The 23,090-nt window shown below is 68.7% G+C and carries 17 protein-coding genes and 1 pseudogene; 10 read left to right on the plus strand and 8 right to left on the minus strand.

Going from position 1 to position 23,090, the window contains the following annotated elements; all coding sequences use genetic code 11:
* Window positions 1-8 precede the first annotated feature (8 nt).
* A complete protein-coding gene (gene arfA, locus DLJ58_RS15470) occupies window positions 9-1,532 on the minus strand; it encodes an arabinosylfuranosidase ArfA (RefSeq protein WP_124857051.1) in 1,524 nt (507 codons plus the stop codon).
* A 726-nt stretch (window positions 1,533-2,258) separates the two neighbouring features.
* Here arfA and DLJ58_RS15475 point away from each other — a divergent pair.
* From DLJ58_RS15475 to DLJ58_RS15505, 7 genes are all read left to right on the plus strand, one after another.
* Window positions 2,259-3,254 carry a LacI family DNA-binding transcriptional regulator gene (locus DLJ58_RS15475; protein ID WP_244218958.1) on the plus strand — a complete coding sequence of 332 codons (996 nt, stop codon included), beginning with the start codon at window positions 2,259-2,261 and terminating at the stop codon, window positions 3,252-3,254.
* A 171-nt stretch (window positions 3,255-3,425) separates the two neighbouring features.
* Complete coding sequence (locus DLJ58_RS15480) at window positions 3,426-5,609, plus strand: alpha/beta hydrolase (RefSeq protein WP_124857055.1); 2,184 nt, start codon at window positions 3,426-3,428, stop codon at window positions 5,607-5,609.
* A 104-nt stretch (window positions 5,610-5,713) separates the two neighbouring features.
* Window positions 5,714-7,054, plus strand: a complete 1,341-nt coding sequence (locus DLJ58_RS15485; RefSeq protein WP_124857057.1) for an ABC transporter substrate-binding protein — start codon at window positions 5,714-5,716, stop codon at window positions 7,052-7,054.
* Between the two features lie 163 nt (window positions 7,055-7,217).
* Entirely contained in the window at window positions 7,218-8,072 is an 855-nt protein-coding gene (locus DLJ58_RS15490; RefSeq protein WP_244218950.1) for a carbohydrate ABC transporter permease, read from the plus strand.
* Window positions 8,072-8,956, plus strand: a complete 885-nt coding sequence (locus DLJ58_RS15495; RefSeq protein ID WP_124857061.1) for a carbohydrate ABC transporter permease — start codon at window positions 8,072-8,074, stop codon at window positions 8,954-8,956. The genes DLJ58_RS15490 and DLJ58_RS15495 overlap by 1 nt, the downstream gene beginning before the upstream one ends.
* An 87-nt stretch (window positions 8,957-9,043) precedes the next feature.
* Entirely contained in the window at window positions 9,044-10,771 is a 1,728-nt protein-coding gene (locus tag DLJ58_RS15500; RefSeq protein ID WP_124857063.1) for an IlvD/Edd family dehydratase, read from the plus strand.
* A gap of 112 nt (window positions 10,772-10,883) precedes the next feature.
* Entirely contained in the window at window positions 10,884-11,870 is a 987-nt protein-coding gene (locus tag DLJ58_RS15505) for a LacI family DNA-binding transcriptional regulator (protein ID WP_124857065.1), read from the plus strand.
* Between the two features lie 100 nt (window positions 11,871-11,970).
* Here the strand turns inward: DLJ58_RS15505 and DLJ58_RS15510 are convergent, their stop codons facing one another.
* From DLJ58_RS15510 to DLJ58_RS15520, 3 genes are all read right to left on the minus strand, one after another.
* The gene (locus tag DLJ58_RS15510) at window positions 11,971-13,686 is read right to left on the minus strand and encodes a cellulose binding domain-containing protein (RefSeq protein ID WP_124857067.1); all 1,716 of its coding nucleotides are present in this window, start codon (window positions 13,684-13,686) and stop codon (window positions 11,971-11,973) included.
* 175 nt (window positions 13,687-13,861) lie between these two features.
* Window positions 13,862-14,797, minus strand: a complete 936-nt coding sequence (locus tag DLJ58_RS15515) for a hypothetical protein (protein WP_124857069.1) — start codon at window positions 14,795-14,797, stop codon at window positions 13,862-13,864.
* A 111-nt stretch (window positions 14,798-14,908) separates the two neighbouring features.
* Window positions 14,909-15,424, minus strand: coding sequence for a V-type ATP synthase subunit E family protein (locus DLJ58_RS15520; protein ID WP_124857071.1), 516 nt, complete (start codon window positions 15,422-15,424; stop codon window positions 14,909-14,911).
* Window positions 15,425-15,558: 134 nt separating this feature from the next.
* Here DLJ58_RS15520 and DLJ58_RS15525 point away from each other — a divergent pair, with 134 nt between their 5' ends.
* On the plus strand, window positions 15,559-16,461 hold the full coding sequence (locus tag DLJ58_RS15525) for an SAM-dependent methyltransferase (RefSeq protein ID WP_244218952.1): 903 nt from the start codon (window positions 15,559-15,561) through the stop codon (window positions 16,459-16,461).
* Between the two features lie 72 nt (window positions 16,462-16,533).
* Here the strand turns inward: DLJ58_RS15525 and DLJ58_RS15530 are convergent, their stop codons facing one another.
* A complete protein-coding gene (locus tag DLJ58_RS15530; RefSeq protein WP_124857072.1) occupies window positions 16,534-17,058 on the minus strand; it encodes a MarR family winged helix-turn-helix transcriptional regulator in 525 nt (174 codons plus the stop codon).
* 144 nt (window positions 17,059-17,202) lie between these two features.
* On the opposite strand from DLJ58_RS15530, the gene DLJ58_RS15535 reads away from it, so the two are divergent.
* The gene (locus DLJ58_RS15535; protein ID WP_124857074.1) at window positions 17,203-19,482 is read left to right on the plus strand and encodes an LLM class flavin-dependent oxidoreductase; all 2,280 of its coding nucleotides are present in this window, start codon (window positions 17,203-17,205) and stop codon (window positions 19,480-19,482) included.
* Between the two features lie 35 nt (window positions 19,483-19,517).
* On the opposite strand, the gene DLJ58_RS15540 is transcribed toward DLJ58_RS15535, so the two are convergent.
* Window positions 19,518-20,228, minus strand: a complete 711-nt coding sequence (locus DLJ58_RS15540; RefSeq protein WP_124857076.1) for a DNA alkylation repair protein — start codon at window positions 20,226-20,228, stop codon at window positions 19,518-19,520.
* Between the two features lie 264 nt (window positions 20,229-20,492).
* Here DLJ58_RS15540 and DLJ58_RS15550 point away from each other — a divergent pair, with 264 nt between their 5' ends.
* A complete protein-coding gene (locus DLJ58_RS15550; protein WP_099853302.1) occupies window positions 20,493-20,696 on the plus strand; it encodes a hypothetical protein in 204 nt (67 codons plus the stop codon).
* A gap of 237 nt (window positions 20,697-20,933) precedes the next feature.
* On the opposite strand, the pseudogene DLJ58_RS15555 reads toward DLJ58_RS15550, so the two are convergent.
* Window positions 20,934-21,035 (minus strand): annotated as a pseudogene (locus DLJ58_RS15555) (alpha/beta hydrolase-fold protein); the annotation flags it as partial.
* Window positions 21,036-23,087 carry an N-acetylmuramoyl-L-alanine amidase gene (locus DLJ58_RS15560; protein ID WP_124857080.1) on the minus strand — a complete coding sequence of 684 codons (2,052 nt, stop codon included), beginning with the start codon at window positions 23,085-23,087 and terminating at the stop codon, window positions 21,036-21,038.
* Window positions 23,088-23,090 lie beyond the last annotated feature (3 nt).

Consider the following 23,090-nt stretch of genomic DNA (forward strand, 5'->3'; position numbering starts at 1 on the left):
TCAGCCGATCACGGGGTCGTGTCGGTGGCGCGCAGGCGCAGCATGGTCCAGGACGCCGGCGGAAGAGTGAGCTGGACGCTGGCGTCGGCGCCGCGTGCCGTGCCGTTGGAACGCGGGGCGGCGTGGTCCGGACCGTCGGCCGTGTTCTTGGCGTGCAGGTCGGTGCCGCCGACGGTGACGCACTCGATGATGTCGCTGACCTGGGCGCCGGCGACGTCGATGGTCACTTCGGCCGGGGTTTCGAGGGCGCGGTTGACGAGAAAGACGGTCATCTCCCCGGTGGTGTCGTCCCAGGTGGACACCGCGTCGACCGCGTCGATCTCACCGTAGCGGCCGGTGGTCGTCGTGCTGCCCTCGCGCAGCACGTCCAACACGGTGCCCTGAGCGTGCCGGGCGGTGCGGGCGAAGGGGTGGAAGATGGTCTGTCGCCAGGCCGAGCCGCCCACCTCGGTCATGATCGGTGCGATGACGTTGACCAGTTGGGCCTGGCAGGCCGCGCTCACCCGGTCGCTGTGCCGCAGCAGGCTGATGAGCAGGCCGCCGACGACGACCGCGTCGGCCACGCTGTAGTGGTCCTCCAGCAGCGGCGGCGCGACCGGCCAGTCCTCGCCGCTCGGCGGTGTGGACGGGGCGGCGGACTGGTACCAGACGTTCCACTCGTCGAACGCGATCATGATCTTCTTGGTCGACCGACGGATCGCTCCGACCGAGTCGGCGATGGCGGTGACGGCGTCGATGTACCTGTCCATGTCCTCGGCCGAGGCGAGGAAGCTGGCCAGGTCGTCGTCGACCGGCTGGTAGTACGCGTGCAGCGAGATCAGGTCCACGTCGTCGTACGCCTCGGTCAGCACGTCGCGCTCCCAGCTGCCGAAGGTCGGCATGCCGAGGTGGGAGGAGCCGCAGGCGACGAGTTCGAGGTCGGGATCGAAGCGGCGCATGGCCTTCGCGGTCTGCGCCGCGAGCCGCCCGTACTCGGTCGCGCTGCGCTGACCCACCTGCCACGGGCCGTCCATCTCGTTGCCCAGGCACCACAGCTTGATCCCGTACGGATCGACAGCGCCGTTGTCGCGGCGCTGGTCGGCGAGGTGGCTCCCACCGCGGTGATTGGCGTACTCGAGCAGGTCGACGGCCTCGGCGGTGCCACGGGTGCCGAGGTTGACCGCCATGATCGGATCCACACCGGCCTTGCCGACCCACCGCATGAACTCGTCGAGCCCGAACGCGTTGGTCTCCAGGCTGTGCCAGGCGAGGTCGAGCCTCGCCGGTCGTTCGTCGACCGGGCCAACGCCGTCCTCCCAGCGGTAGGAGGAGACGAAGTTGCCGCCGGGATAGCGGACCGTGGTGACGCCCAACTCCCGCACCAGCGCGAGGACGTCGGCCCGGAAGCCGTCGGCGTCGGCCGTCGGGTGCCCCGGCTCGTAGATTCCGGTGTAGACGCAGCGACCCAGGTGCTCGACGAACGAGCCGAAGAGTCGACGTGGCACCGGAGCGACGCGTCGGCGGGGGTCCAGGGTCAGGCGGGCCGTGTTCACGCCGTTCTCCGGCGCGCTGTCGAGGTGGGTGTTCAGGGCTGGCTCCCTTCGTGCAGGTCAGACGCGGGCAGCACTGCCCGAGCGCCGGGACCGAGGGGTGGTGGAGGCAGTGTGAGCTCTGGACAAGGTGATCGTCTTCGTCTACGTTCTCGATCTATGTAAACGTTACCGATTACGTTTACGTAAGGGAACACGGTGCCTGGATCAATGTCCGGCCGACAGGGCCCCAGGACCATGCCGCCCAGCGCGCGGCCAGGCGGGTGACCGACGAGGCCGAAAGACCAGCTTGTCGCGGTGATTGGGGTGACCGGGTGACCACTGTTGAGCCGAAGACCGAGGCGACCTACACGGATGCGACCGCGCCCGTCGACGGGGTCTTTACCGGGACGGCCGAAGTTCGGCAGCTGTGAGCGTTCACCCGGATCCGGGGAATGGCTCTTGACGGAGCGTGCCGTCCTGTTGCCAACGGGTGGCACCGGCGCTGAAATCGGGCCCCACTTCGACCTCGGCAGAGGATCCCGATTGCGTTATTCGCAACGGCGTCCACAGGTCAATCGCGCCCTTGCGATCATCCAAGTAGGACGTTCTGTTGGACAGTCGGGTAAGGACCGAGAGGTCTTGTGTTCGTAATCGTTCTCAGTTACGTTGGCAACATCCTGGAAACGTAACCGATAACGATTGCAGTCCAGAGAGAGCGGCATGATTGAAGTCAATGCGCCGGTAACAATGAGTGATGTCGCCCGAGCTGCTGGCGTTTCCACCGCCACCGTCTCGCGCGTCGTCAACGGGCATTACGGCGTCAGCGCTCGCACAGTCGCTCAGGTGCGTTCCGCCATCGAGCAGCTCGGCTACGAGTCGAGCCTGGTGGCCACCAGCCTCCGGCGCAGCCGCACCAACGTTCTGGGCCTCGTGGCGCACAGCTTCCAGTCGTACACGGCGGAAGTGCTCAAGGGCGTCATGAAGGCACTGAGCCGCTCGGGCTTCGATCTGATCATCTACGCCAACAGCGACCTCTACGGGTCGTATTCGGAGGGTTGGGAGCAGCGGCACCTGACCCGCCTGTCGGGCACCCTCACCGACGGGTGCATCGTCGTCACGCCCTGGGGTGACATCCGGAGCCGGACGCCGGTCGTGGCCATCGACCCGGTGCGGGGCTCGACGGCACCCTCGGTGGTTTCCGACAACCTCGCGGGCGCCACCACTGCGGTCGAGCACCTGCTCGGCCTGGGCCATCGGCGCATCGGGTTCATCGCCGGCCGCGACAGCCTGGCCTCGGCCTGGTCCCGGGAGGAGGGCTACCGGGCCGCGCTGGCCGCCGCCGGGGTTCCGGTCGACCCGACGCTGATCGGCCGGGGAGATTTCAACCCCGAGTCGGCAACTCCGCTGGCGCGCGTCCTGCTGCAACGACCGGACCCGCCATCGGCGATCTTCGCGGCGAGCGACGGGATGGCCCTCAAGGTTCTGGAGGTCGCCAGGGAACTGGGGTTCTCGGTGCCGGGGGACCTGTCCGTGGTGGGGTTCGACAACATCCCCGAGTCGGCGTCGACCCAGCCGAGTCTGACCACTGTGGACCAGTCGATGTATCAGCTCGGGTACGAAGCCGCGCGGATGCTGAAGTCACTGGTGACCGGCGAGTGGGACGAGCCGAGCCAGATCGTGCTTCCGACCAGCCTCGTCGTGCGCGACTCGACCGCACCACCGAAGAGCGCGGCACGACCATGACATCAGCCCATTGGCGCGCGAGCCTGATCGCTCCCGACACAGCGATCAAGGCAGGTGTGCCGGTGGCAGCAGCCTGAAGGAGGTGCACGCAGCACGCACGGCCAGATCCACCGTTGAGTTGGGCCGGTCAGACGGGTCGCATCCGCTGCCGGCGCATGGAGGGAGTGGAGTGTGGTTACCGAACAGTATCACGGGCGTTTACGCCGTCTGGGCGTACGCCGGCGGCTCTCGGCGGCGTTCACCGTCGGGGTCATCGCCGCCGCGGCCGTGCTCATCGCGCCGCAACCAGCCGCGGCGGACACGCCGTGGCTGAACGTCTCCGCGGACCGCTACGCCACGTTCGCCGTCCCGGCGGCGTACGTCCAGGAGAACCTGGGCACCGTCTCGCAGGTCGTCGTCGAGGGAAACTTCGGTCCGTCGGCCAGCTGGGCGGAGTTCGGTCTGACCCGTCGGGGTGACGTGTGGTCGGGTGTTCTCGGCGCGTTGGAGCCCGGGCTGTACAACTACCAGTTCACGGCCGACGACACCAAAACCATCAAGGATCCGACGAACAGCACCAGTGTCGCGTCCGACCCGCTCCTGAGCACCTTCCTCGTCGCGGGTGACTCGGCACGGTGGCTGCTCGACGCGCCAGCCGGCACCGGCGGAAAGATCGAGACGCTGACCTATCGGGCGAGGAACGCGCAGCGCTCCGCAGTGGTCTGGACGCCGCCGGGTTACGCGGCCAAGGGCCCGAAGGGATACCCGGCGCTCTTCCTGCAGTCGGGTGACGGTTTCGCCGCCACCGACTGGCTCGACCTCGGCCGATCCAAGCAGATCCTCGACAACCTCTCGGCCGCCGGCGCCATGAGCCCGATGGTGGTGGTGATCAACAACGCCAACGCTTCGGACGGCAAGGAGTTGAAGGACCTCCGGAAGGCGGTCACCGACAACTACCGGGTCCTTCGCGATCCGGCGCACCAGGCGATCGCGGGTGTGTCCGACGGCGGCACGCAGGCGCTCCGGGCCGCGCTCACCAAGCCGGGTCAGTTCGGTTACGTCGGTTGGTTCTCGGGCACGTCGGCTCCGGAGATCGACCGGAAGGACGCCAAGGCGATCAACCACGGCGTCAAGCTGCTCCGCCTGTACACGGGCAACGTCACCGATCCCGCGTACAACACCACCTACCGCCTGACCAAGGCGTTGGGCCGAGCCGACGTCCGGTTCGAGTTCGACGGGGTCAACCCGGACGGCGGCGCAACCTGGACCACCTGGCAGGAGAACCTCGTCGACTTCGTGCCGCGGTTGTTCCGGCACGTGGCCGACCACGGGCCGAGCCCCGGTCACCAGCCGCTCAAGCGGGAGTTCACTCCGCCGCCGGCCGGCACCACCCCGACGCCCTTCGTCACCGAGGACGGGTTCGTCACCTTCGAGACCACCACGGACTTCACTGACGCTCAGCACGTCACGGTCTGGGCGAACGTTGCGCCGGGCGGCAGCTGGCTGCGACTGCCACTGACCCGCGACGGTGACCGGTGGCGGGCAACTGTGGGCCCACTGAAGCCCTGGTTCTACTACTACCGGCTGATCGTGGACCGGGTCGCGGTCAAGGACACCTCGAACCCGACGAAGGTCACCACCGAGCCGATGTGGAGCACCTTCCTCATCCCCGGGCCGGGTGCCCGACTGCTGTCGGACGTACCCGCCGGTCGTGGCGGGAAGGTCGAGAGCATGACCTACACCAGCACGGTGGCCGGCCAGGACCGCACCGCGCTGGTGTGGACCCCACCCGGGTACGACCCCGGCAGGGCGCAGCCGTACCCCGTCCTCTACCTCCAGCACGGCGGCGGCCAGAACTACACGGACTGGGTCGAGATGGGCCGCGCCAAGCAGATCCTCGACCATCAGTTCCTCGACGGCGACCTCACGCCGATGGTCGTCGTGATGGGCAACGGCAACTCGTCGAACTTCAACAGCGAGTTGCGGGAGAACATCGTTCCGACGGCCCGTGCCCGCTACAACATCTCCAGTGATCCGTCGCAGCAGGCCCTCGCCGGCCTGTCGATGGGCGGCGGGCAGGCGTTCGGGGTGCTGCGGGCCTACCCGGGCGAGTTCGCCTACGTCGCCGCGTTCTCGGCCGGTTTCGGCAGTGGCACCGGCGTCGACGTGGCGGCGATCAACAACGGCACCAAGATGCTGCGCCTCTACGTCGGTGACCAGACCGACTTCGTGTACCCGAGCTTCATGGCATCGCTGACCACGTTGGACAACCTCGGTATCCGCTACGAGTTCGACGGGGTCACCCCCGGGCCGCACGGCTGGGACGTGTGGCAGAAGAACCTCATCGACCTGGCGCCCCGTCTGTTCAAGCGCTAGGAGCCTTCGCCGGCGACGCCACCGGGAGCAGGGCTTCCTGGCCCCGGTGGCGCCCGCCGACGCATGGATGCAGTGCACCGCCATCGCCGAAGGGAACCATCTCAATGAAGAGAAGACGAATACTCGCCACGGTAGCCATGCTCGCGGCGGGGACCGGCCTCGTCGCCTGCTCCTCCGACGAGGGCGGCAGCGACGCGAGCAATTGCACGAACACCATCACCAAGCAGAACGTGCCGGTCGTGACGATGTGGGGCTGGTACCCCAACACCCAACTCGTCGTCGACAACTTCAACAAGCAGCACGACGATGTGCAGGTCTGCTGGACCAACGTCGGGCAGGGCGGGGACGAGTACGACAAGTTCCAGACCGCCATCTCGGCGGGCACCGGGGCGCCCGACGTGATCATGGTCGAGGCGGACCGCATCCCGACCTTCCAGATCCAGGGCGCGCTCGTCGACATCAAGCAGTACGGCTTCGACGCGGTCAAGGCCAACTACGGCGAGGGCGCATGGAAGGACGTGTCGGTCGGTGACGCGGTCTACGGCGTCCCGGTCGACGGCGGCCCGATGGGCATGATCTACCGCAAGGACATCTTCGACAAGTACAAGGTCACCCCGCCGAAGACCTGGGCCGAGTACGAGCAGGCCGCGCAGAAGGTCAAGGACGCCGGCGGTCCGCTCTTCGGGGACTTCGGCGCGAACGTCCCGGCGGTCCTGATGGCGCTCCAGATCCAGAAGGGCGCCACGCCCTTCACCTTCGATCCGGCGCAGCCGAAGGCGATCGGTGTGAAGCTCAACGACCAGGCGTCCAAGGACGTGCTGGACTACTGGGGAGGCCTGGCCAAGAAGGGCCTGGTCGGCACGCAGAACCAGTTCACCCCGGAGTACATCACCGGCGTGATCAACGGCAACTACGCGACGTACATCTCGGCGGCCTGGGCACCCGGCTACCTCACCGGCGCGGGCGTCGGCAAGGGCCAGGACACCGGCAAGTTCGCTGTGGCGCCGCTGCCGCAGTGGGACTCGGCCAACCCGGTGCAGGTGAACTGGGGCGGGTCGGCGTTCTCGGTGACCAAGCAGGCGAAGAAGCCGGAGCTGGCCGCGAAGGTCGCCTACGGGCTCTACGCCGACAAGGAGTCGCTCACCGACGGCTGGACCAACCAGATCATCTTCCCGCTGAACCTCACGGCGCTCAAGGATCCCGCGTTCGTCGACCTGAAGGTGGCGTTCTTCAACGGCCAGCAGGCGAACAAGGAGGTCTACCTTCCCGCCGCCGAGGCCTACAAGGGCGTCGCGTACGCCCCCTTCGGTCAGTACTACCTCGACGCCATGGAGAAACAGGTCAGCGAGATCATCAAGGGCTCCGTCACCGGTTCGCAGGCTGCCGACCGGCTCCAGGAGGACGTGGCGAAGTACGCCAAGGAACAAGGCTTCACCGTTCAGTGACCGGATGGGTGGGCCGCGCCGGCACTGCGCGGCCGGCCCACCCTCCCCCCTCAGCGTCCACGTCCCGGAGACCAAGATGACATCTCTGACCGAGAAGCGCGCAGCGCGTACACAGCCTGCGACGCGCACGATCCGTGGCAAGGTACACCTTCGCGAGCACCTGATGGGATGGCTCTTCGTCGGGCCGTTCGGGATCGTGTTCCTGGCGTTCCTCATCGCGCCCCTGGCGTACGCGCTGTACCTCAGTCTCTTTCAGAAGAAGCTGATCGGCGGCACCAGCTTCGTTCTCTTCGACAACTACGTGAAGGCGTTCACCGACCCGAGCTTCCTGTCCGGGGTGTGGTTCGTCATCCGCTTCTCGCTGGTCTCGATCCCGGTGCAGATCCTCATCGCGCTCGCGCTGGCCCTCATCCTGGACGCGGTGACCACGGCGTTCGCTCGCTTCTCCCGCCTCATGATCTTTCTTCCGTACGCGATCCCCACCGTCATCGGGGCCGTGATGTGGGGGTTCCTCTACAGCAGGGGCTTCGGCCCGCTCACCGACATCTTCGGGCTGTTCGGCGCCACCGCACCCGACTTCCTGAGCAGCGACCTGATCTTCTACGGGCTGCTCAACGTCGTCACCTGGCAGTGGGCCGGCTACTACATGATCATCCTGTACGCGGCGTTGCAGGGCGTCGACCCGACGCTCTACGAGGCGGCCCGGATGGACGGCGCCGGGCGGTGGCAGATCGCGACGCGCATCAAGATCCCGCTGATCGCGCCCGCCCTGATCCTCATCCTGGTCTTCTCGCTCATCGGCACCCTGCAGTTCTTCAACGAACCGCAGATCCTGCGATACCTCGCCGCGGGCACCATCGGCTCGGACTTCACACCGAACATGTACGCGTACCAACAGGCGTTCTCGCTCGCCAACTTCAACTACGGGTCGGCGATCTCCTTCGCCCTCGGCGGCGTCGTGTTCATCTGCGTGTACGCCTTCCTGTTCTTCACCCGCAAGCGGAGGAGCTTCCTCTGATGACCGACCACACCAGCGTCCGCGCCGGCGCCCGCCGATCGCAGCGCTATCTCCCGATGCAGATCCTGCTCGGCTTCCTGGTGATCTACTTCCTCGTACCGTTCTGGTGGGTCATCGTCAACAGCTCCAAGGACGCACCGGGCCTGTTCGGCGGCGGCAACACCCTCTGGTTCAGCGACCAGATCGACTACCTCGGCAACCTCCGGCAGCTCTTCACCTACGACGGTGGCATCTATCTGCGGTGGATGCTCAACTCCACGCTCTACGCCATCGCCGGCGGCGTCGGCGCCACCGTCCTGGCGGTGATGGCGGGCTACGGGTTCGCCAAGTACCGGTTCGCCGCCCGACGCTTCAGCTTCGCCGTCGTGCTCGGCGCGCTGATGGTGCCCGCCACCGCTCTGGTCATCCCGACCTTCATCATGTTCTCCCGGCTCGGCCTGACGAACACGGTCTGGGCGGTGATCCTCCCGTCGCTGCTCAACCCGTTCGGGGTCTACCTGATGCACGTGTACGCGCGCGACGCGGTGCCCGACGAACTCCTGGACGCGGCGCGGGTCGACGGTGCGGGGGAGCTGCGGACGTTCTTCCAGATCGCTCTTCCGCTGATGCGTCCCGCGGTGGTCACCGTGCTGCTGCTGTCGGCGGTGGCGTCCTGGAACAACTACTTCCTGCCGCTGGCCATGCTCTCCGACAACCGGCTCTTCCCGGTCACCGTCGGTCTTGGCCTCTGGCAGGGAATCGCGTCCGCGAACAACGCGGGAACCACCTCGCTGTGGAGCCTCATCATCCTGGGTTCCCTGGTGTCCGTGATCCCGCTGATCATCGCGTTCTTCAGCCTGCAACGACACTGGCGCGGCGGCCTCTCCGTCGGAGGTCTGCGGTAGGCCGCGCCGACGCCACCAGCCAATCCACCACACGCGCATTGATCGCCGCGCAGAACGCGGCCGGACGGATGACAGAGAGGTGTGCTGATGTCGACGACGAATCGACCGCTGCGCAGCGGGGAGTGGTTCGGTGCGGAAGGCCGCAACGGGTTCATCCATCGGTCCTGGATGCGCAACCAGGGGTTCGCGGACGACGTCTTCGACGGTCGCCCGGTGATCGGTATCGCCACCACCTGGTCGGAGCTGACACCCTGCAACGCCCACCTGCGCGACCTCGCCGAGTCGGTGAAGCGGGGCGTGTGGGAGAGCGGGGGCCTGCCGCTGGAGTTCCCGGCGATGAGCCTGGGCGAGCCGCTGATGCGACCCACGACAATGCTCTACCGCAACCTGCTGGCGATGGAGCTGGAGGAGTCGGTCCGCGCCAACCCGCTCGACGGGGTGGTCCTGCTCTCCGGCTGTGACAAGACCACCCCCGGCCTGCTGATGGGAGCGGCGAGCGTCGACCTGCCGACCCTGATGTTGACCGGCGGCCCGATGCTCAACGGCAAGTTCCGTGGCCAGGACATCGGCTCGGGCACCGTCGTCTGGCGCTTCACCGAGGAGATGCGGGCCGGTCGGATGACCGCGGCCGACTGCTCCGAGGCGGAGGTCGGCATGTCCCGGAGCCGAGGCCACTGCATGACAATGGGTACCGCCTCCACGATGGCCTGTGTGACCGAGGCGCTGGGCGTGCAACTGCCGGGGGCGGCCGCCGTGCCGGCGGTCGACTCCCGGCGGTACGCGCTCGCGCACGCCGCCGGACGCCGGATCGTCGCCATGGTCGAACAGGATCAACGGCTGTCCTCGGTGCTCACCAGGCAGGCGTTCGAGAATGCCGTCCGGGTCAACGCCGCCATCGGCGGCTCCACCAACGCGGTCGTGCACCTGCTCGCGATCGCCGGACGCCTCGGCGTCCCCCTGTCGCTGGAGGACTTCGACACCCTCACCGCCGACGTGCCCATGCTCGTCAACCTCATGCCGTCCGGGACGTACCTGATGGAGGACTTCGCCTACGCCGGCGGCCTTCCGGTGGTGATGAAGGAGCTCGCCCCGCTGCTGCACATGGACCACGTCACCGTCAGCGGCAGGAGCGTGGCGGAGAACGTCGACGGCGCCCAGTGCTGGAACCGGGACGTCATCGGCACCATGGAGGAGCCGTTCCAGCCCGCCGGCTCGGGCACCGTGGTGCTGCGCGGCTCGCTCGCCCCGTCCGGGGCGGTGCTGAAGGTCTCCGCCGCCTCCGCCCACCTCCTCACGCACACCGGCCCGGCGCTCGTCTTCGACCGGATCGAGGAGTACGTCGTCGCCGCCGACGATCCGGACCTCGACGTCACCCCCGACACGGTGATCGTCGTCCGCAACGCCGGCCCACGGGGCTACCCCGGGTTCCCGGAGGTGGGCAACGTGCCCATGCCACGACGGTTGCTCGCCGACGGCATCACGGACATGGTGCGGATCTCCGACGCTCGGATGAGCGGCACCGGCTACGGCACCTGCATCCTGCACGTGGCACCGGAGGCGTCAGTGGGTGGTCCGCTCGCGCTGGTACGCACCGGTGACCTGGTCGCCGTCGACGTCGCGACGCGCCGTCTGGACCTCCTGGTCGACGACGCGGAGCTGGCCCAACGCCGCTCCGGCTGGCAACCGCCGAAGCCGGTGGCCGACCGGGGCTGGGTGCGGCTCTACAGCGAACACGTGCTCCAGGCCGACAGCGGCGCGGACCTCGACTTTCTGGTAGGTGGCAGCGGCAGTGCGGTGCCCCGTCACTCACACTGACGGCCACCGACGGACGAGGCCCACGAAGAACTGATTCCACGGAAGAACGGACGGCCCGCCAGTGCGAGTTCACGCAAAGGCCGCTGTGACAGCGGCCGACCGGCCACCGGTCATGGCCGACGTCGCTCGCCTGGCGGGCGTGTCACACCAGACGGTGTCCCGGGTCATCAACGGGGCCCCCAGCATCAGGCGCGAGACGCGGGAGCGGGTCCTCGAGGCGATCCGACGGCTCGACTACCGCCCCAACACGGCCGCCCGCGCGCTGGTGCGCGGACGGTCCGGGATGATCGGCATCATCGGCACGGCCAGGACGCTGTTCGGTCCGACGAGCATCCACCGCAGCGTCGAGGACGCCGCCCGCGCGGCCGGCTACTTCGCCACCTCGGTGAGCCTCTCCGAGGTGACGGTACGGGCGCTCAGCGACGCCACCGAACACCTCATGCGCGTCGGCGTGGAGGGCGTCGTCATGATCGCCGGCAACGACGAGGCCCTCGAGGTGGTCCGGATGACGCGCTCGGGTGTCCCCTTCGTCGTCGTGGAGGGCGATCTGTCCAGGGCCAGCGTGACCGTCGGCGTCGACCAGGTGCTCGGCGCCCGGATGGCCACCGAGCACCTCCTCGACCTCGGGCATCGGGAGATCGTGCATGTGAGCGGTCCGCTCAACTGGGCGGAGGCCCGCGCTCGCCTCGAAGGTTGGCGTCAGGCGATGAGCGCGGCGGGCCTACGCCCGCCGGAGCCGGTCGAGGGGGACTGGAGAGCGCACAGCGGCTACGCCGCCGGGCTGCGGATCGGTGCGATGCGCGCGACCACCGCGGTGTTCGCCGCCAACGACCAGATGGCCATCGGTGTACTGCGCGCGTTGCACGAGCGTGGACGGCGGGTGCCGCACGACGTCTCCGTCGTCGGATTCGACGACGTGCCCGAGGCGCCCTACCTCATCCCGCCGCTGACGACGATCCAGCAGGATTTCGACGCGGTCGGTCGGCGGGCCATCACCGCCGTCACCCAGGCCATCGACGACACGGTGCCGCAGCGTCTGCCGCTGGTCGTCCCCAAGCTCGTGGTGCGGCAGAGCACGGCGCCGCCGACCGCTACCTGAGCAGCGGACGATCTGCACCGGCTGCCCGCCGACGGGCGGGAGCCCCAGCGTGTGGCCGGGGCTCCCGCGCAGTCGATGGTGCTCGGGGCGAACGAGGTGTTCAGAGGGTGAAGACGAGCGTGGAGATGCTGCGGGCACCGACGTTGATGGTGGCCTGGCCGCCGTTCACGCTGGTCGGCTGGCTGGCCGCGTTGGCGTTCTGCGAGGTGAGGTAGTGCTCGGCCCGGCTGACGTTCTGCGGGGCCTGGATCACGGCGTTGTTGACCGCGCTGTTCGAGCGGTTGAGGATCACCAGGGTGATCTTCCCGTCCCCCTGGTAGGCCGTTACCTCCAGCGGTGCGGCCTTCGAGCTCTTCGTCAGGGCGACCCGCTGGTAGCCGGGGCGGACGTACTTCGCGTACTGCGAGAAGGCGTACCCGCGCTTGAGCGGAGCGCCCGCGACGGTGCCGAACGCCGACTCGCCGTCACCGATGAAGGAGTAGTAGCGCTTGCCGTACCACCAGATGTAGGCGTTCCAGTTGGCCTCCATCGACTTGTGCACGGTGCGCATGATGTCGTCGAGGGTCTCGTTCCAGACCGCCGCGTTGGCGGGGTTGCCCCAGATGTTGGAGCCGCCACCGTCGGCGGCGTGCAGGTTCCACTCGGTCATCCACACCGGCTTGTTGTGCTGCTCCGCCAGCGAGTACGGCCGCAGTCGGCCCGACTCCTCGGTGCCGTACAGGTGCCCGCCGATGTAGCCGATGTTGTTGCGGGCGGACGCGTCGTTGAGGGTCGGATCGGTGTAGCCGTAGTTCATGTTGACCGCCTCGGCCACCATCAGCTTGGTGTTCTGCACCTTGCTGCCCTGGTCGCGGACGAAGGTGCGCAGCTCGGTGCCGCTCCAGTCCATCGAGTCGTAGTCCGGGTGCCAGTCCGGCTCGTTCTGCACCGACGTGACATCGATGGGTACGCCCTGGCCACGCATGTACTGCACGTAGCTGTTCAGATGGTTGGCGTAGTCGTCGTAGTAGTCGGTCTTCAGCTTGCCGCCGTTGACCCGGCTGTTGTTGGTCTTCCACGCCGCCGGCGCGGTCCAGGGCGAGGCGAGGATCTTCACGTTGGACCCGTACGACTTCGCCGTCTTCAACGAGTTCACGTGCGTCGCCCACTCGCTGGACACTGGCGACAACCCGGTCCGCACGATCGACAGCCCCAACTGGTTGGCACCCATCCCGACCAACGTCTGGGTGTCCGTCGTCGACCAGGCGCTACCCCAGATCGACTGCGCGGCCCCGAACCCGTCGACCGTCTGGTACCTGGTCGCGCTGTTCACGGTGACGTCCGCCGGCCCGTTCGGCGGCGGAGTCGTGGGCGGTGGGTCGGTCGGCGGCGGAGTCGTCGGCGGCGGAGTCGGCTCGGTGCCACCGGTGCAGCCCACCCCGTTCAACGCGAAGGTGGTGGGATCGGGGTTGCTGCCGGTCCAGGATCCGTTGAAGCCGAACGACACCGTCCCGTTGGTCGGGATGGCCCCGTTGTAGCTGACGTTCCTGGCGGTGACCGCGGTGCCGCTCTGCGTCAGCGTCGTGTTCCACGCCTGCGTGACGGTCTGTCCGGCGTTGTAGTTCCAGGTCAGCGTCCAATTCGTCACCGCGTCACCGAGATTGGTGATGGTGACGTTGGCGCCGAAGCCGCCCTGCCACTGCGACGACACGCTGTACTTCACTGAACAGCCGGCGGCTGCGGCCCCCGCTGGCATCGCCACGGCGACCGCTGCCGACGCCAGCAGGACGGCACCGGCCGACACCAGGGCGGCGTTGGTCACTCTTCTTCTTCTCATGAAACTCCTCCTGAGGTGGTGGTGGCTTCCAGGCCTCGGGAGGGCTCGTCTGCGGCGAGATTCAGCGATGGCGTGGGCGGGGGAAGGGTTGGGAGCGCTCCCAGGTACTGATTCCAGCAAGTTAATTCGTCCAACGATTCCTGTCAATGCAATCGGCCCACGATCAGTGGTGCCGTCACCGGCCGCAGGTGCCGCACTGCCGCCGATTGCGCAGGTGGTAGTCGGCGGACGCGATTACCAGACCCACCCCCATGACGAGGTACGCCGACATCGCCACCCACAGGAACGCGTCGGAGAACTCGCTGTGCGAGCCCGACGTCACCTGCACCATCCCCATGCCGAAGTAGGCCACGATGCCCGCCCCGAGCCCGAAGCCGGGCACCAGCAGCAGCGGACGAGGAATGGTGCGCCCGGCGAGCAGCGGCACCCACCCCGGCCAGACCTCACCCCAGTGGTACACCAGCGCCAGCGGCAACAGCACTCCGGCCAGCACCAGGCCGATCTCCAACCCCAGCAGGGAGGCGCTCTGGTCGACGTGGTCGAACCCCACCACGAACTGGGCCGCGAAGCGGGTCACGAGACCGCCCACGGCGGCCCACGCGGCCCAGCGCGCCCATCGCGCGGGTGCCGAGCGCCGCGTGCCCGGTCGGACCGTCCGGCAGCAGGCTGGGCAGTCGCCCCGGGTGCGCCGCTGATAGTGAGCGGTGGCCAGAGCGAGCAGTACCGCTCCGGTGACACAACCGAGCCGGCTGACGAACGCCAGCGGGTCGAAGAACGGGCCGACGGTGAACAGCAGGAAGCCCACCAGCTCCGGCAGCAGGATCGCGGCGGCCGCGACCAGCGCTCCGGCGACCGTCCAGGCGAGCCCCGCGAGCGCCGGCCGCCAGGTCGTCACCCGGTCCAGGGCAACCGCCAGCCCGCCCGCTGCCGCACACAACGCCACCGACCACCAGCCGGTGAAGCCGAGCAGGTCCAGCCCGAGCCGCCCGAACTCCGGAGCCTCGCCGACCGTCCAGGCCAGACGCACGCCCCCGTATGCCACGGCCCAGCCGAGCACTGCGTACGTCAGGCCATGGAGGCTCCGCCTGACGATCCGTGTCGATGTCGTCATGCACCGATCCTGCCGGCGAGCCGCAGTGGGCGGACCCCGCTGACAGGGGAAGGCGCTCCCTCGCAGGAGGGACGTACCGACGGCGCCGGCGGCGATCGGCGTGGGCAGGCCCTAGCCGGACTGGGTCGGGTCGTCGGACCCGAACAGCGCCGAGGTGGGCGGTGCCGAACGCGGATCACGGACGGTGTGAGTGATGCCGGCTGCCTGTTCGTGCGCCCGGTTCACGATCGCCTCCGCCTCCCGGCGAGCGGCGCTCACCGTCTTCTCGGCGTCGAGCTTCGCGGCGTTGAGGTGGTCTTCGCCTTGCTTCTCGGCGAGTTGGAGGATCTGCTCCACCCGGTTGCCCAGGCCGCTGAGTGTCGGCCTGTCCGGGCTCGATCGCTGCCGTTTCGCGACGCCCGAGGTGCCCGCCCCCGTTCCGTCGCCGGACACGCCGGTCGGCTCGTCGCGGTTGGCCAGGCCGTCCTCCACCAGGTCGGACTCTGTCGTGCCGATCAGGGAGAGCCCGATTCCGAGCGCGGCGACCGCGACTCCGGGCCAGACCGCGTCCGGCCCGAGGGAGGGTCCGACCGCGACGCCGACGCCCAGCCCGAAGAGGGCTGTCGCGGTCTTGACCGGCTTACGCATGGGGTCCTCCTGAGGTGGTACGGGAACCGGGCCTCCCGTTCCAGCATGGCGAGCGAGTCAACCAGGCTCGGTCTCGTGTGGAGTGACGGGTGTGGTGAGGATCCTCGGCCTTCTATACCGTGGCACGGTCACGGGTGGCCACTTCCTCGACCGGGCCGTCCCGCGACGACGTCGCTTACGCGTTCGACATGGGGGGTTTCGTCGTGACCATGGAATCGCCGACGACCGGCCGGCACGAGGCCGGTGAGGCCGATGTGCAGCAGAAGATCGACACCTCGGTGCCGCATTCGGCGCGGATCTGGAACTACTGGCTCGGTGGCAAGGACAACTTCGCTGTCGACCGCGAGGCCGGGGACCAGTATCGCCAGGTCTTCCCCGGCGTCGTCGACGTGGCCCGGGCCTCTCGGCAGTTCCTGGTTCGCTCGATCATGTTCCTCGCTGCCGACGCGGGCATCCGCCAGTTCCTCGACGTCGGCACCGGGCTGCCGACCGCCAACAACACGCACGAGGTGGCCCAACGGATCGCCCCGGACGCGCGGATCGTCTACGTCGACAGCGACCCACTGGTGCTGGTGCACGCCCGCGCGTTGCTGGTGGGCACGGCCGAGGGCAGGACCGCCTACATCGACGGCGACCTGCACGACCCGGCCGCGGTCATCGCCGAGGCCGGCAAGACGCTGGACTTCGCGCAGCCGATCGGTCTCATCCTCAGCGGCGTCATGGGTCACGTGCCCGACTACGAGGCGGCCCGTTCGGTCACACGGCAGCTGGTGGCGGCACTGCCGAGCGGCAGTTACCTCTCGCTGAACGACGGCACGAGCCTGATCAGCGCCGAGATGCAGCAGGCGCAGGACGACTACAACGACACCGGCGCGACCCCGTACACCCTGCGCTCGCCCGACGAGATCGCCGGCTTCTTCGACGGCCTGGAGCTGGTCGAGCCCGGCGTCGTGCCGTGCCCGCAGTGGCGCCCGGACGACGCGGTCGACACGCCGGCCGACATCGACGCCTTCGGCGGGGTGGGCCGTAAGCGCTGACGCTGTCTCGCGGCGGCGTCGCCACCAGGGTGGGTCGTTCCTGGTGGCGACGCCGCCGCGCGGTACGGACGGTCAGCTGGCCTGGTCGGCTGGCGGAAGGACGCTCTGCACCGCCACGCAGGGGTCCGTGGCGGGTGCGGCGGCGTGGATCGCTTCGGCGGCCCGGGCGGCGAGGTCGCGAAAGACTCTGCGCTGCTCCTCGGGTAACCCGCCCAGCACGTGGTCCTCGGCGTGGGCGACCCGCCGCTCGGCCTCGGCGAGCGTCTGGCGTCCGCGTTCGGTGGCCACGACCCGTCGGGCCCGCCGGTCCTGGGGGTCAGGCCTGCGCTCGATGAGACCGGCGTTCGCCAGGTCGTCGATGACGTAGGTCAGCACGCTGCGGTCGATGGCCAGGCGAGCGGCCAGGGCCCCCTGCGTGGGCACCTCTTCGTGCACGACGACGGCCAGGATGTGGTACCCCCGACTGCCGTGCGGCAGGTCCTTCAGCAGCTCCTCGACGCGCTCGTGCCAGCGGCGCAGCACCATGCCCAGCGACCAACCGAAGTTCGAACCGCGCTTGCGGTCGGCCGGCAGTTCGCACGGATCGGTCACGGACATGTCCCGATGCTAGTGGCCGATACGTTGATCATGATCCGACATTGCGGCAGCCCAGGAATGATTGGCGGCGAAGATAGGTTGTCTGACAAACGATAGGCGTAGAACATGATAGGTTGATCAAACGATCGCGTGGATGGTGAAGCAATGTCGGACTACGGGCACGAACTCCGGTTTGGGTCGTTCCTGACACCCAGCGTGCACGACCCGGATCAGGTGGTGGCGCTCGCCGAGCTGACCGAGGCGGCGGGGCTGGACCTGGTCACCTTCCAGGACCACCCGTACAATGCGGAGTTCCTCGACACCTGGACCCTGCTGAGTTGGGTCGCCGCCCGCACGGAGCGGCTCCGGATCTCCGGGAACGTCCTCAGCCTGCCGCTGCGTCCGCCGGCCGTTCTGGCCCGGGCCGCGGCGAGCCTGGACCGGTTGTCGCACGGCCGTTTCGAACTGGGCCTCGGCGCCGGCGCGTTCTGGGACGGGATCGAGGGCATGGGCGCACGTCGGCTGACCGCGGGGCAGGGAGTCGCGGCCCTGCGGGAGGCTGTCGACGTCCTGCGCGGCGTCTGGGACGACACCGCCACCGGACCGCTGCGGCTGGACGGGGAGTACTACCCCGTACCCGGCATGCAACGCGGCCCGAAGCCGGCACATGACATCGACATCTGGCTCGGCGCGTACCAGCCGAAGATGCTCGCCCTGACCGGCCAGAAGGCCAACGGCTGGCTGCCGACGCTGGAATACCTGCGATCTCCGGACCGGGTGACCGCCAACCGGCTCATCGACGATGCGGCCATCGCCGCGGGCCGCGAGCCCCGGGAGATCCGGCGGCTGCTCAACCTGTTCACTGTCGACGTCTCGTCGCGCAGCCGCGGCTTCCTCCAGGGGCCGGTCGAGCAGTGGGTCGACCAACTCCTTCCGCTGGTCCTCGAGGAGGGGTTCAGCACCTTCCTGATCGGGCGCGACGACCCACGCCTCATTCAGACCCTCGGGCAGGAGATCGCCCCCGCGCTGCGGGAGGCGGTCGCCAAGGAGCGCACCGGGGGTCAGGTCGGCACCGGGCCGGTCCGCACGACCGTCGCGCTGGCCGAGCGGCACCCTGGCCTCGACTACGACGCGCTGCCGCCGTCGCTGACCGCCAGGTCCGTCGAGCCCGGTGACCAGGAGTACGAGCGGGTACGCCACACCTACAGCTGGCACGGCTCGCCGGCCCTGGTGATCCGTCCGCAGAACGCCGCCGAGGTGGTCGACGCCGTGTCGTACGCCCGGACGCAGGATGTCCCACTGTCGGTGCGCAGCGGCGGGCACGGCATCAGCGGCCGGTCGACGAACGACGGGGGAGTCGTCATCGACATGTCGAGGATGAACAAGGTCGAGGTGCTCGACCGGGCAACCCGTCGGGTGCGACTGGAGCCGGGTGCCCGGTGGGGCGACGTGGCCCAGACGCTCGCCGCGTACGGCCTGGCCATGAGCTCGGGCGACTACGGAGACGTGGGCGTCGGTGGTCTCGCCACCACCGCCGGCGTCGGCTACCTGGCGCGCAGGCACGGCCTGACCATCGACCACGTCGTCGCCGCCGAGATCGTCACCGCGGATGGGCGTCTGCTCCGCGTCGACGACGAGCATCATCCCGACCTGTTCTGGGCCATCCGCGGAGCCGGTGGAAACTTCGGTGTGGTCACCGCGCTGGAGCTGGAGGCGTACGAGGTCGACAAGGTCGTCCACGCCCAGCTCGTCGCGGACGCGACCGACACCGCCGGTCTGCTGCGCCGGTGGGGCCGACTGGTCGAGGACGCGCCACGGGAGTTGACGAGCTTCCTCTCCCTCTTTCCCGGCCGCCGTGGCAACCCCCCGGCTGCCCAGGTCACCCTCGTGTACGCCGGTGACGACGTCGAGGCGGCGCAGTCCGCCCTGAGCCCCTTCCTGGAGATCGGGCCGATCCTCGACCAGCAGGCGCAGCTCGTGCCGTACCCGGCGATCGTCGTGCCGCCGGGCAACCAGCATCGGGGGCAGGGGCTGAAGGACACCCGCAGCGGCCTGTTGCACCACGTCACACCGCAGGCGGCCGACCTCATGGAAAACATGATCCATTCCGGCGATGTGATGATCATGCAGTTGCGATCCGTCGGTGGGGCGGTCAACGACGTCGCCCGTGACGCGACCGCCTACCCGCACCGCGAGCAGAACTTCTCGGTGCTCGCCGCCACGGTCCCGGACCGCCGGCCCCAACTCGACAAACTGTGGGCCGAGTTGTACCCGTACCTCGACGGCCTGTATCTCAGCTTCGAGAGCGGCACCGATCCAGCTCGACTGCTGGATGCCTGGCCCGAGCCCACCCTCGGCCGGCTGCGCGCCATCAAGGCCAGCTACGACCCGGACAACGTCTTCAACCGGAACTTCCCCATCCCACCCGCTGAGCCGGTCGACTAGGAAGTGTCGGCCGGCCAGCACTTCCGGAAGGCACCCTAAAGGGCGCCGGACAGGTAGTCGCGGCGACGCTGCGGTTCGAACTTCTCGATCGCGTACCGCAGCATGACCCGTGGCATGACCCGGTAGCGGCGGGCGAGGAACTCCTCCTCCGCCGCTCTGTCCCGGTTGCCCACCTCGCGCAGCATCCAGCCCACCGCCTTCCGGACCAGGTCGTGCGGGTCGTGCAGGAGCCGGTCGCCGAGTCGGAAGGTCCACTCGAAGTCACCGGCCTTGATGAAGGCGAAGGTCGCCATGACGGCGATGCGCCGCTCCCACACGAGGCTCGACTCGGCCAACCGGTCCAGGACGCTCCGGTCCCTGTCGAGCAGCCAGGGGCCGACGATGTACGGCGCGGACGAGTCCACCAGGTCCCAGTTGTCGATGCGGGCGGTGTTGGCCAGGATGGTGTCGAAGATCGAACCCCGCTCCTGTTCGTCGCCCTTGGCGAACTTCCGCGCCAGGACGAACAGCGCGGTCAAGCGCTCCTCGTGCGCGCCTTCGATGAGCAGCTTCGTCGTCTCGGCCAGCGAGAGGTCGCGCCAGAACCGGGCGGCCACCGTGCGCTGGTCGGGCACGGAGACACCGAGGGCCCGGTCGCCCTCGCCGTACCCACCGGGGACCATCTGGAGGAACCGGCTCGACGCCTCGGCTCGACGTGGATCGGCGAGGCTGGCGAGTGCCCGACGCACGTCGACGCTGGTGGCCATGACCGTCGACGCTACCGGGGGTCAGCCCGCGCGGCGTAGGCGTCCGAGCATTCCGTCGAGGTTCTGGACGAACAGGTCGTGGCGGAAGAAGTGCCCACCCGGCGCCTCGCGCCACGACGGCGTCCGGGTTGGGTCGTAGTACCAACTGACGAGGCCGTTCTCGTTCCCCGTGTCGATGGCACGGCCGACATTCGGGGCCAGAGTGGATGCAGCGTCGCCGCACGGTCGGCGGGGTCCTGGCACCAAGGTCGAAGAAGGTCATCCGTGAGCGGGGAAGAGCAGCAGAACGGCAAGTGGGCGCCCTGGTGGATCTATGTGCCCGTCATCCTCGGCAGCAACTACGTCAAGCAGTACCTCGTACAGGACCTGCCCGTGGCGGTCAACGCCGTGATCACCCTCGTGCTCGTCGGCACGCTCTTCCTGATCATCACCGTGGTGTATCGCAGCATGAGGCGCGTCGACCGGTAGCGACGTGGAAGCGGGCGCGGTGGGGGTTCTGGCTACGCTCAGGGCATATTCCGGGCGGCTCGGCCTGACGACCTGGCGCAGATCATGGCCGACACACACTCTGGGCGGCATGGGATGCCGGCTGCCACAAGGCGATGCTGATGACGGGTTCGCGCAACCCCGCGACGCACGGATTCTACCGCGCCTGCGGGTTCTCTCCCGACATCAAGACCGCGTATCTCGCCCGACCAGCGGCCTTGCCGGCCCGGAGTGCGAGCTGACCGAGCAGAAGTGGCCGTAGTACTTGGCCGCGTATTTCAGCGCACCGAAGCCGCCCATCGAGAAGCCGGCCACCGCGCGTCAGAAGGTGGTCTCGTTGGGCAGGCCGAAGAAGTCGTGCCATTTGGTGGCGCCGAGGAAGTTGGTGCCGGTGGAGAGGCCGACGTGGACGTCGTTGAAGCTGCCCTTGGTGAAGGCGACGATGTCGTCCTTGCCGTCGCCGTTGTAGTCGCCGAGGTAGGGGAACTCCCCGGGCAGGCAGAAGAGGTCGTTCCACTTGACTGTGGTGCCGACAAACGAGGTGCCGGTGGAGACGGCGGCGTAGACGTCGGCGTCGGCGTTGCAGGTGAAGGTGACGATGTCGTCGCGGCCGTCGCCGTTGATGTCCCCGACGCGTGGCTGTTCTGTCCCGACGGCGAACAGGTCGTGCCACGTCTGTGCCGCCCCAAATCCGCTTCCTGTGGAGAGGGAGACGATCACGTCGCTCGCCGTGGGCGGCCCCTGCGTGAACGTGATGATGTCGTCGCGACCATCGCCATTGACGTCCCCGAGCGCGGGAAACTCGCCGGGGATGGAGAAGTAGTCGTGCCACTTGAGGCCGGGGCCGAAACCCGTGCCGGTGGACAACGCCACGTACACGTCGGCGTTGGTGTCGTGGGTGAAGGTGACGATGTCGTCGCGTCCGTCGCCGTTGACGTCTCCGACCGCGCCGACCTCCGCGCCCGGCGCGAACCACTCGTGCCACTTCTGACCGCCGCCGAAACTGGTGCCGGTGGAGAGGGCCACGTAGACGTCACCGAGAGTGCCGTGGGTGAAGGCGACGACGTCGTCCCTGCCGTCGCCGTTGACGTCGCCGCTGAGCAGGGTCTCGCCGTTGAGGCCGAAGAAGTCGTTCCACTTCACCGAGGTACCGGCGAAGGCGCTGCCGGTGGAGGTGGCCACGTAGACGTCGTTGAGGCTGCCCTGGGTGAACGCGACGATGTCGTCACGGCCGTCGCCGGTGAAGTCCGTCGGTGAACCGGCCAGGTACTGGCCCCCCGAGCCGCCGGCGTTGACCAGGGAGATGTAGTAGTTCCAGTTCCAGTTCGGCCCCGGGTCGGTGTGGTCGTTGCCGGGCAACTCGTTGTGTCCCTTGATCGACGCACGGGTCTTCGGCAGCCCGTACTTGTCGCAGAGGTAGCGGGTCAGCGCGGCGGACGACCGGTACATGGCGTCGGTGAACCAGGCCGGATTGTCCACGAAGCCCTCGTGCTCGATGCCCACCGCGTAGGGATTGGCCGAGCGCGCGTGGTAGGCCGTGTCGCCCTCGCGCACCATCTGCGTGATCTCGCCGTTGCTCGATTTCACCACGTAGTGCGCGCTCACCCCCGCCGACGGGTTCTGGAACCAGCTCACCGTGCCGGCGTACGACCCCTGGGTCACGTGCACCGCCACAGTGGTTATCCGCGCCGACCGGCCGGCCTGGTAGTTGCCGCCGTAGGCGGACACCCACCGGGCCGGCGCGTACTCCGGCACGGCCGCCGCGACGTTCGCGCCGGCGGCGCCCGCGGGGGCGACTCCCGCGTAGCGACCGAGTTCGGGTCGGAGCGGTCGAGGCGCGACCCGTACCGCTCCGGCGGCGATTCCGGTACGCAGCAGGTCGTAGACGTGGTCGGCGTAGAGCCGGGCGGTCGACGCGTCGACGGCCGCGCTGTAGCGCGCCACCACTGGATACCAGGCGGAGAGCCGGTCGCGTGCCCCGCCGGTCAGCCCCTCGTCGTCGGCCAGGTCGCGGAGCACCGCCGCACCGCCGCGGATGTTGGCGGAGGTGACCGAGCGCAGGCGGTCGACCGGTTCACCGGTGAGCGTGGCCGCCCGCTCCAGGCTGTGCTGGGTGGGGTTGCTGACCAGGTGCATGACCCCGTACCCGTTGGCCTGACTGGGCAGGCCGCCGTGCCCGTCCAGCCGGGACTCCCCGTAGGCGACGGCGACCAGCAGGTCCCGGGGTACGTCGAACTCGGCGGCTGCCCGGGTGAAGTCAGCGGTGAGCGAGCCGGGTGCCGCGGGTCCGGCCGCGCCGGCCGGCGCGACCGCCACCTGGCCGGCCAGCGCCGCCGCCAGTAAGAGGGTGCACGTGCGCCTGGTCAGTCGCATGAG

Origin of the sequence: Micromonospora arida (assembly GCF_003857035.1) — a bacterium.
In the GTDB taxonomy this organism is placed as follows: Bacteria; Actinomycetota; Actinomycetes; order Mycobacteriales; family Micromonosporaceae; genus Micromonospora; species Micromonospora arida.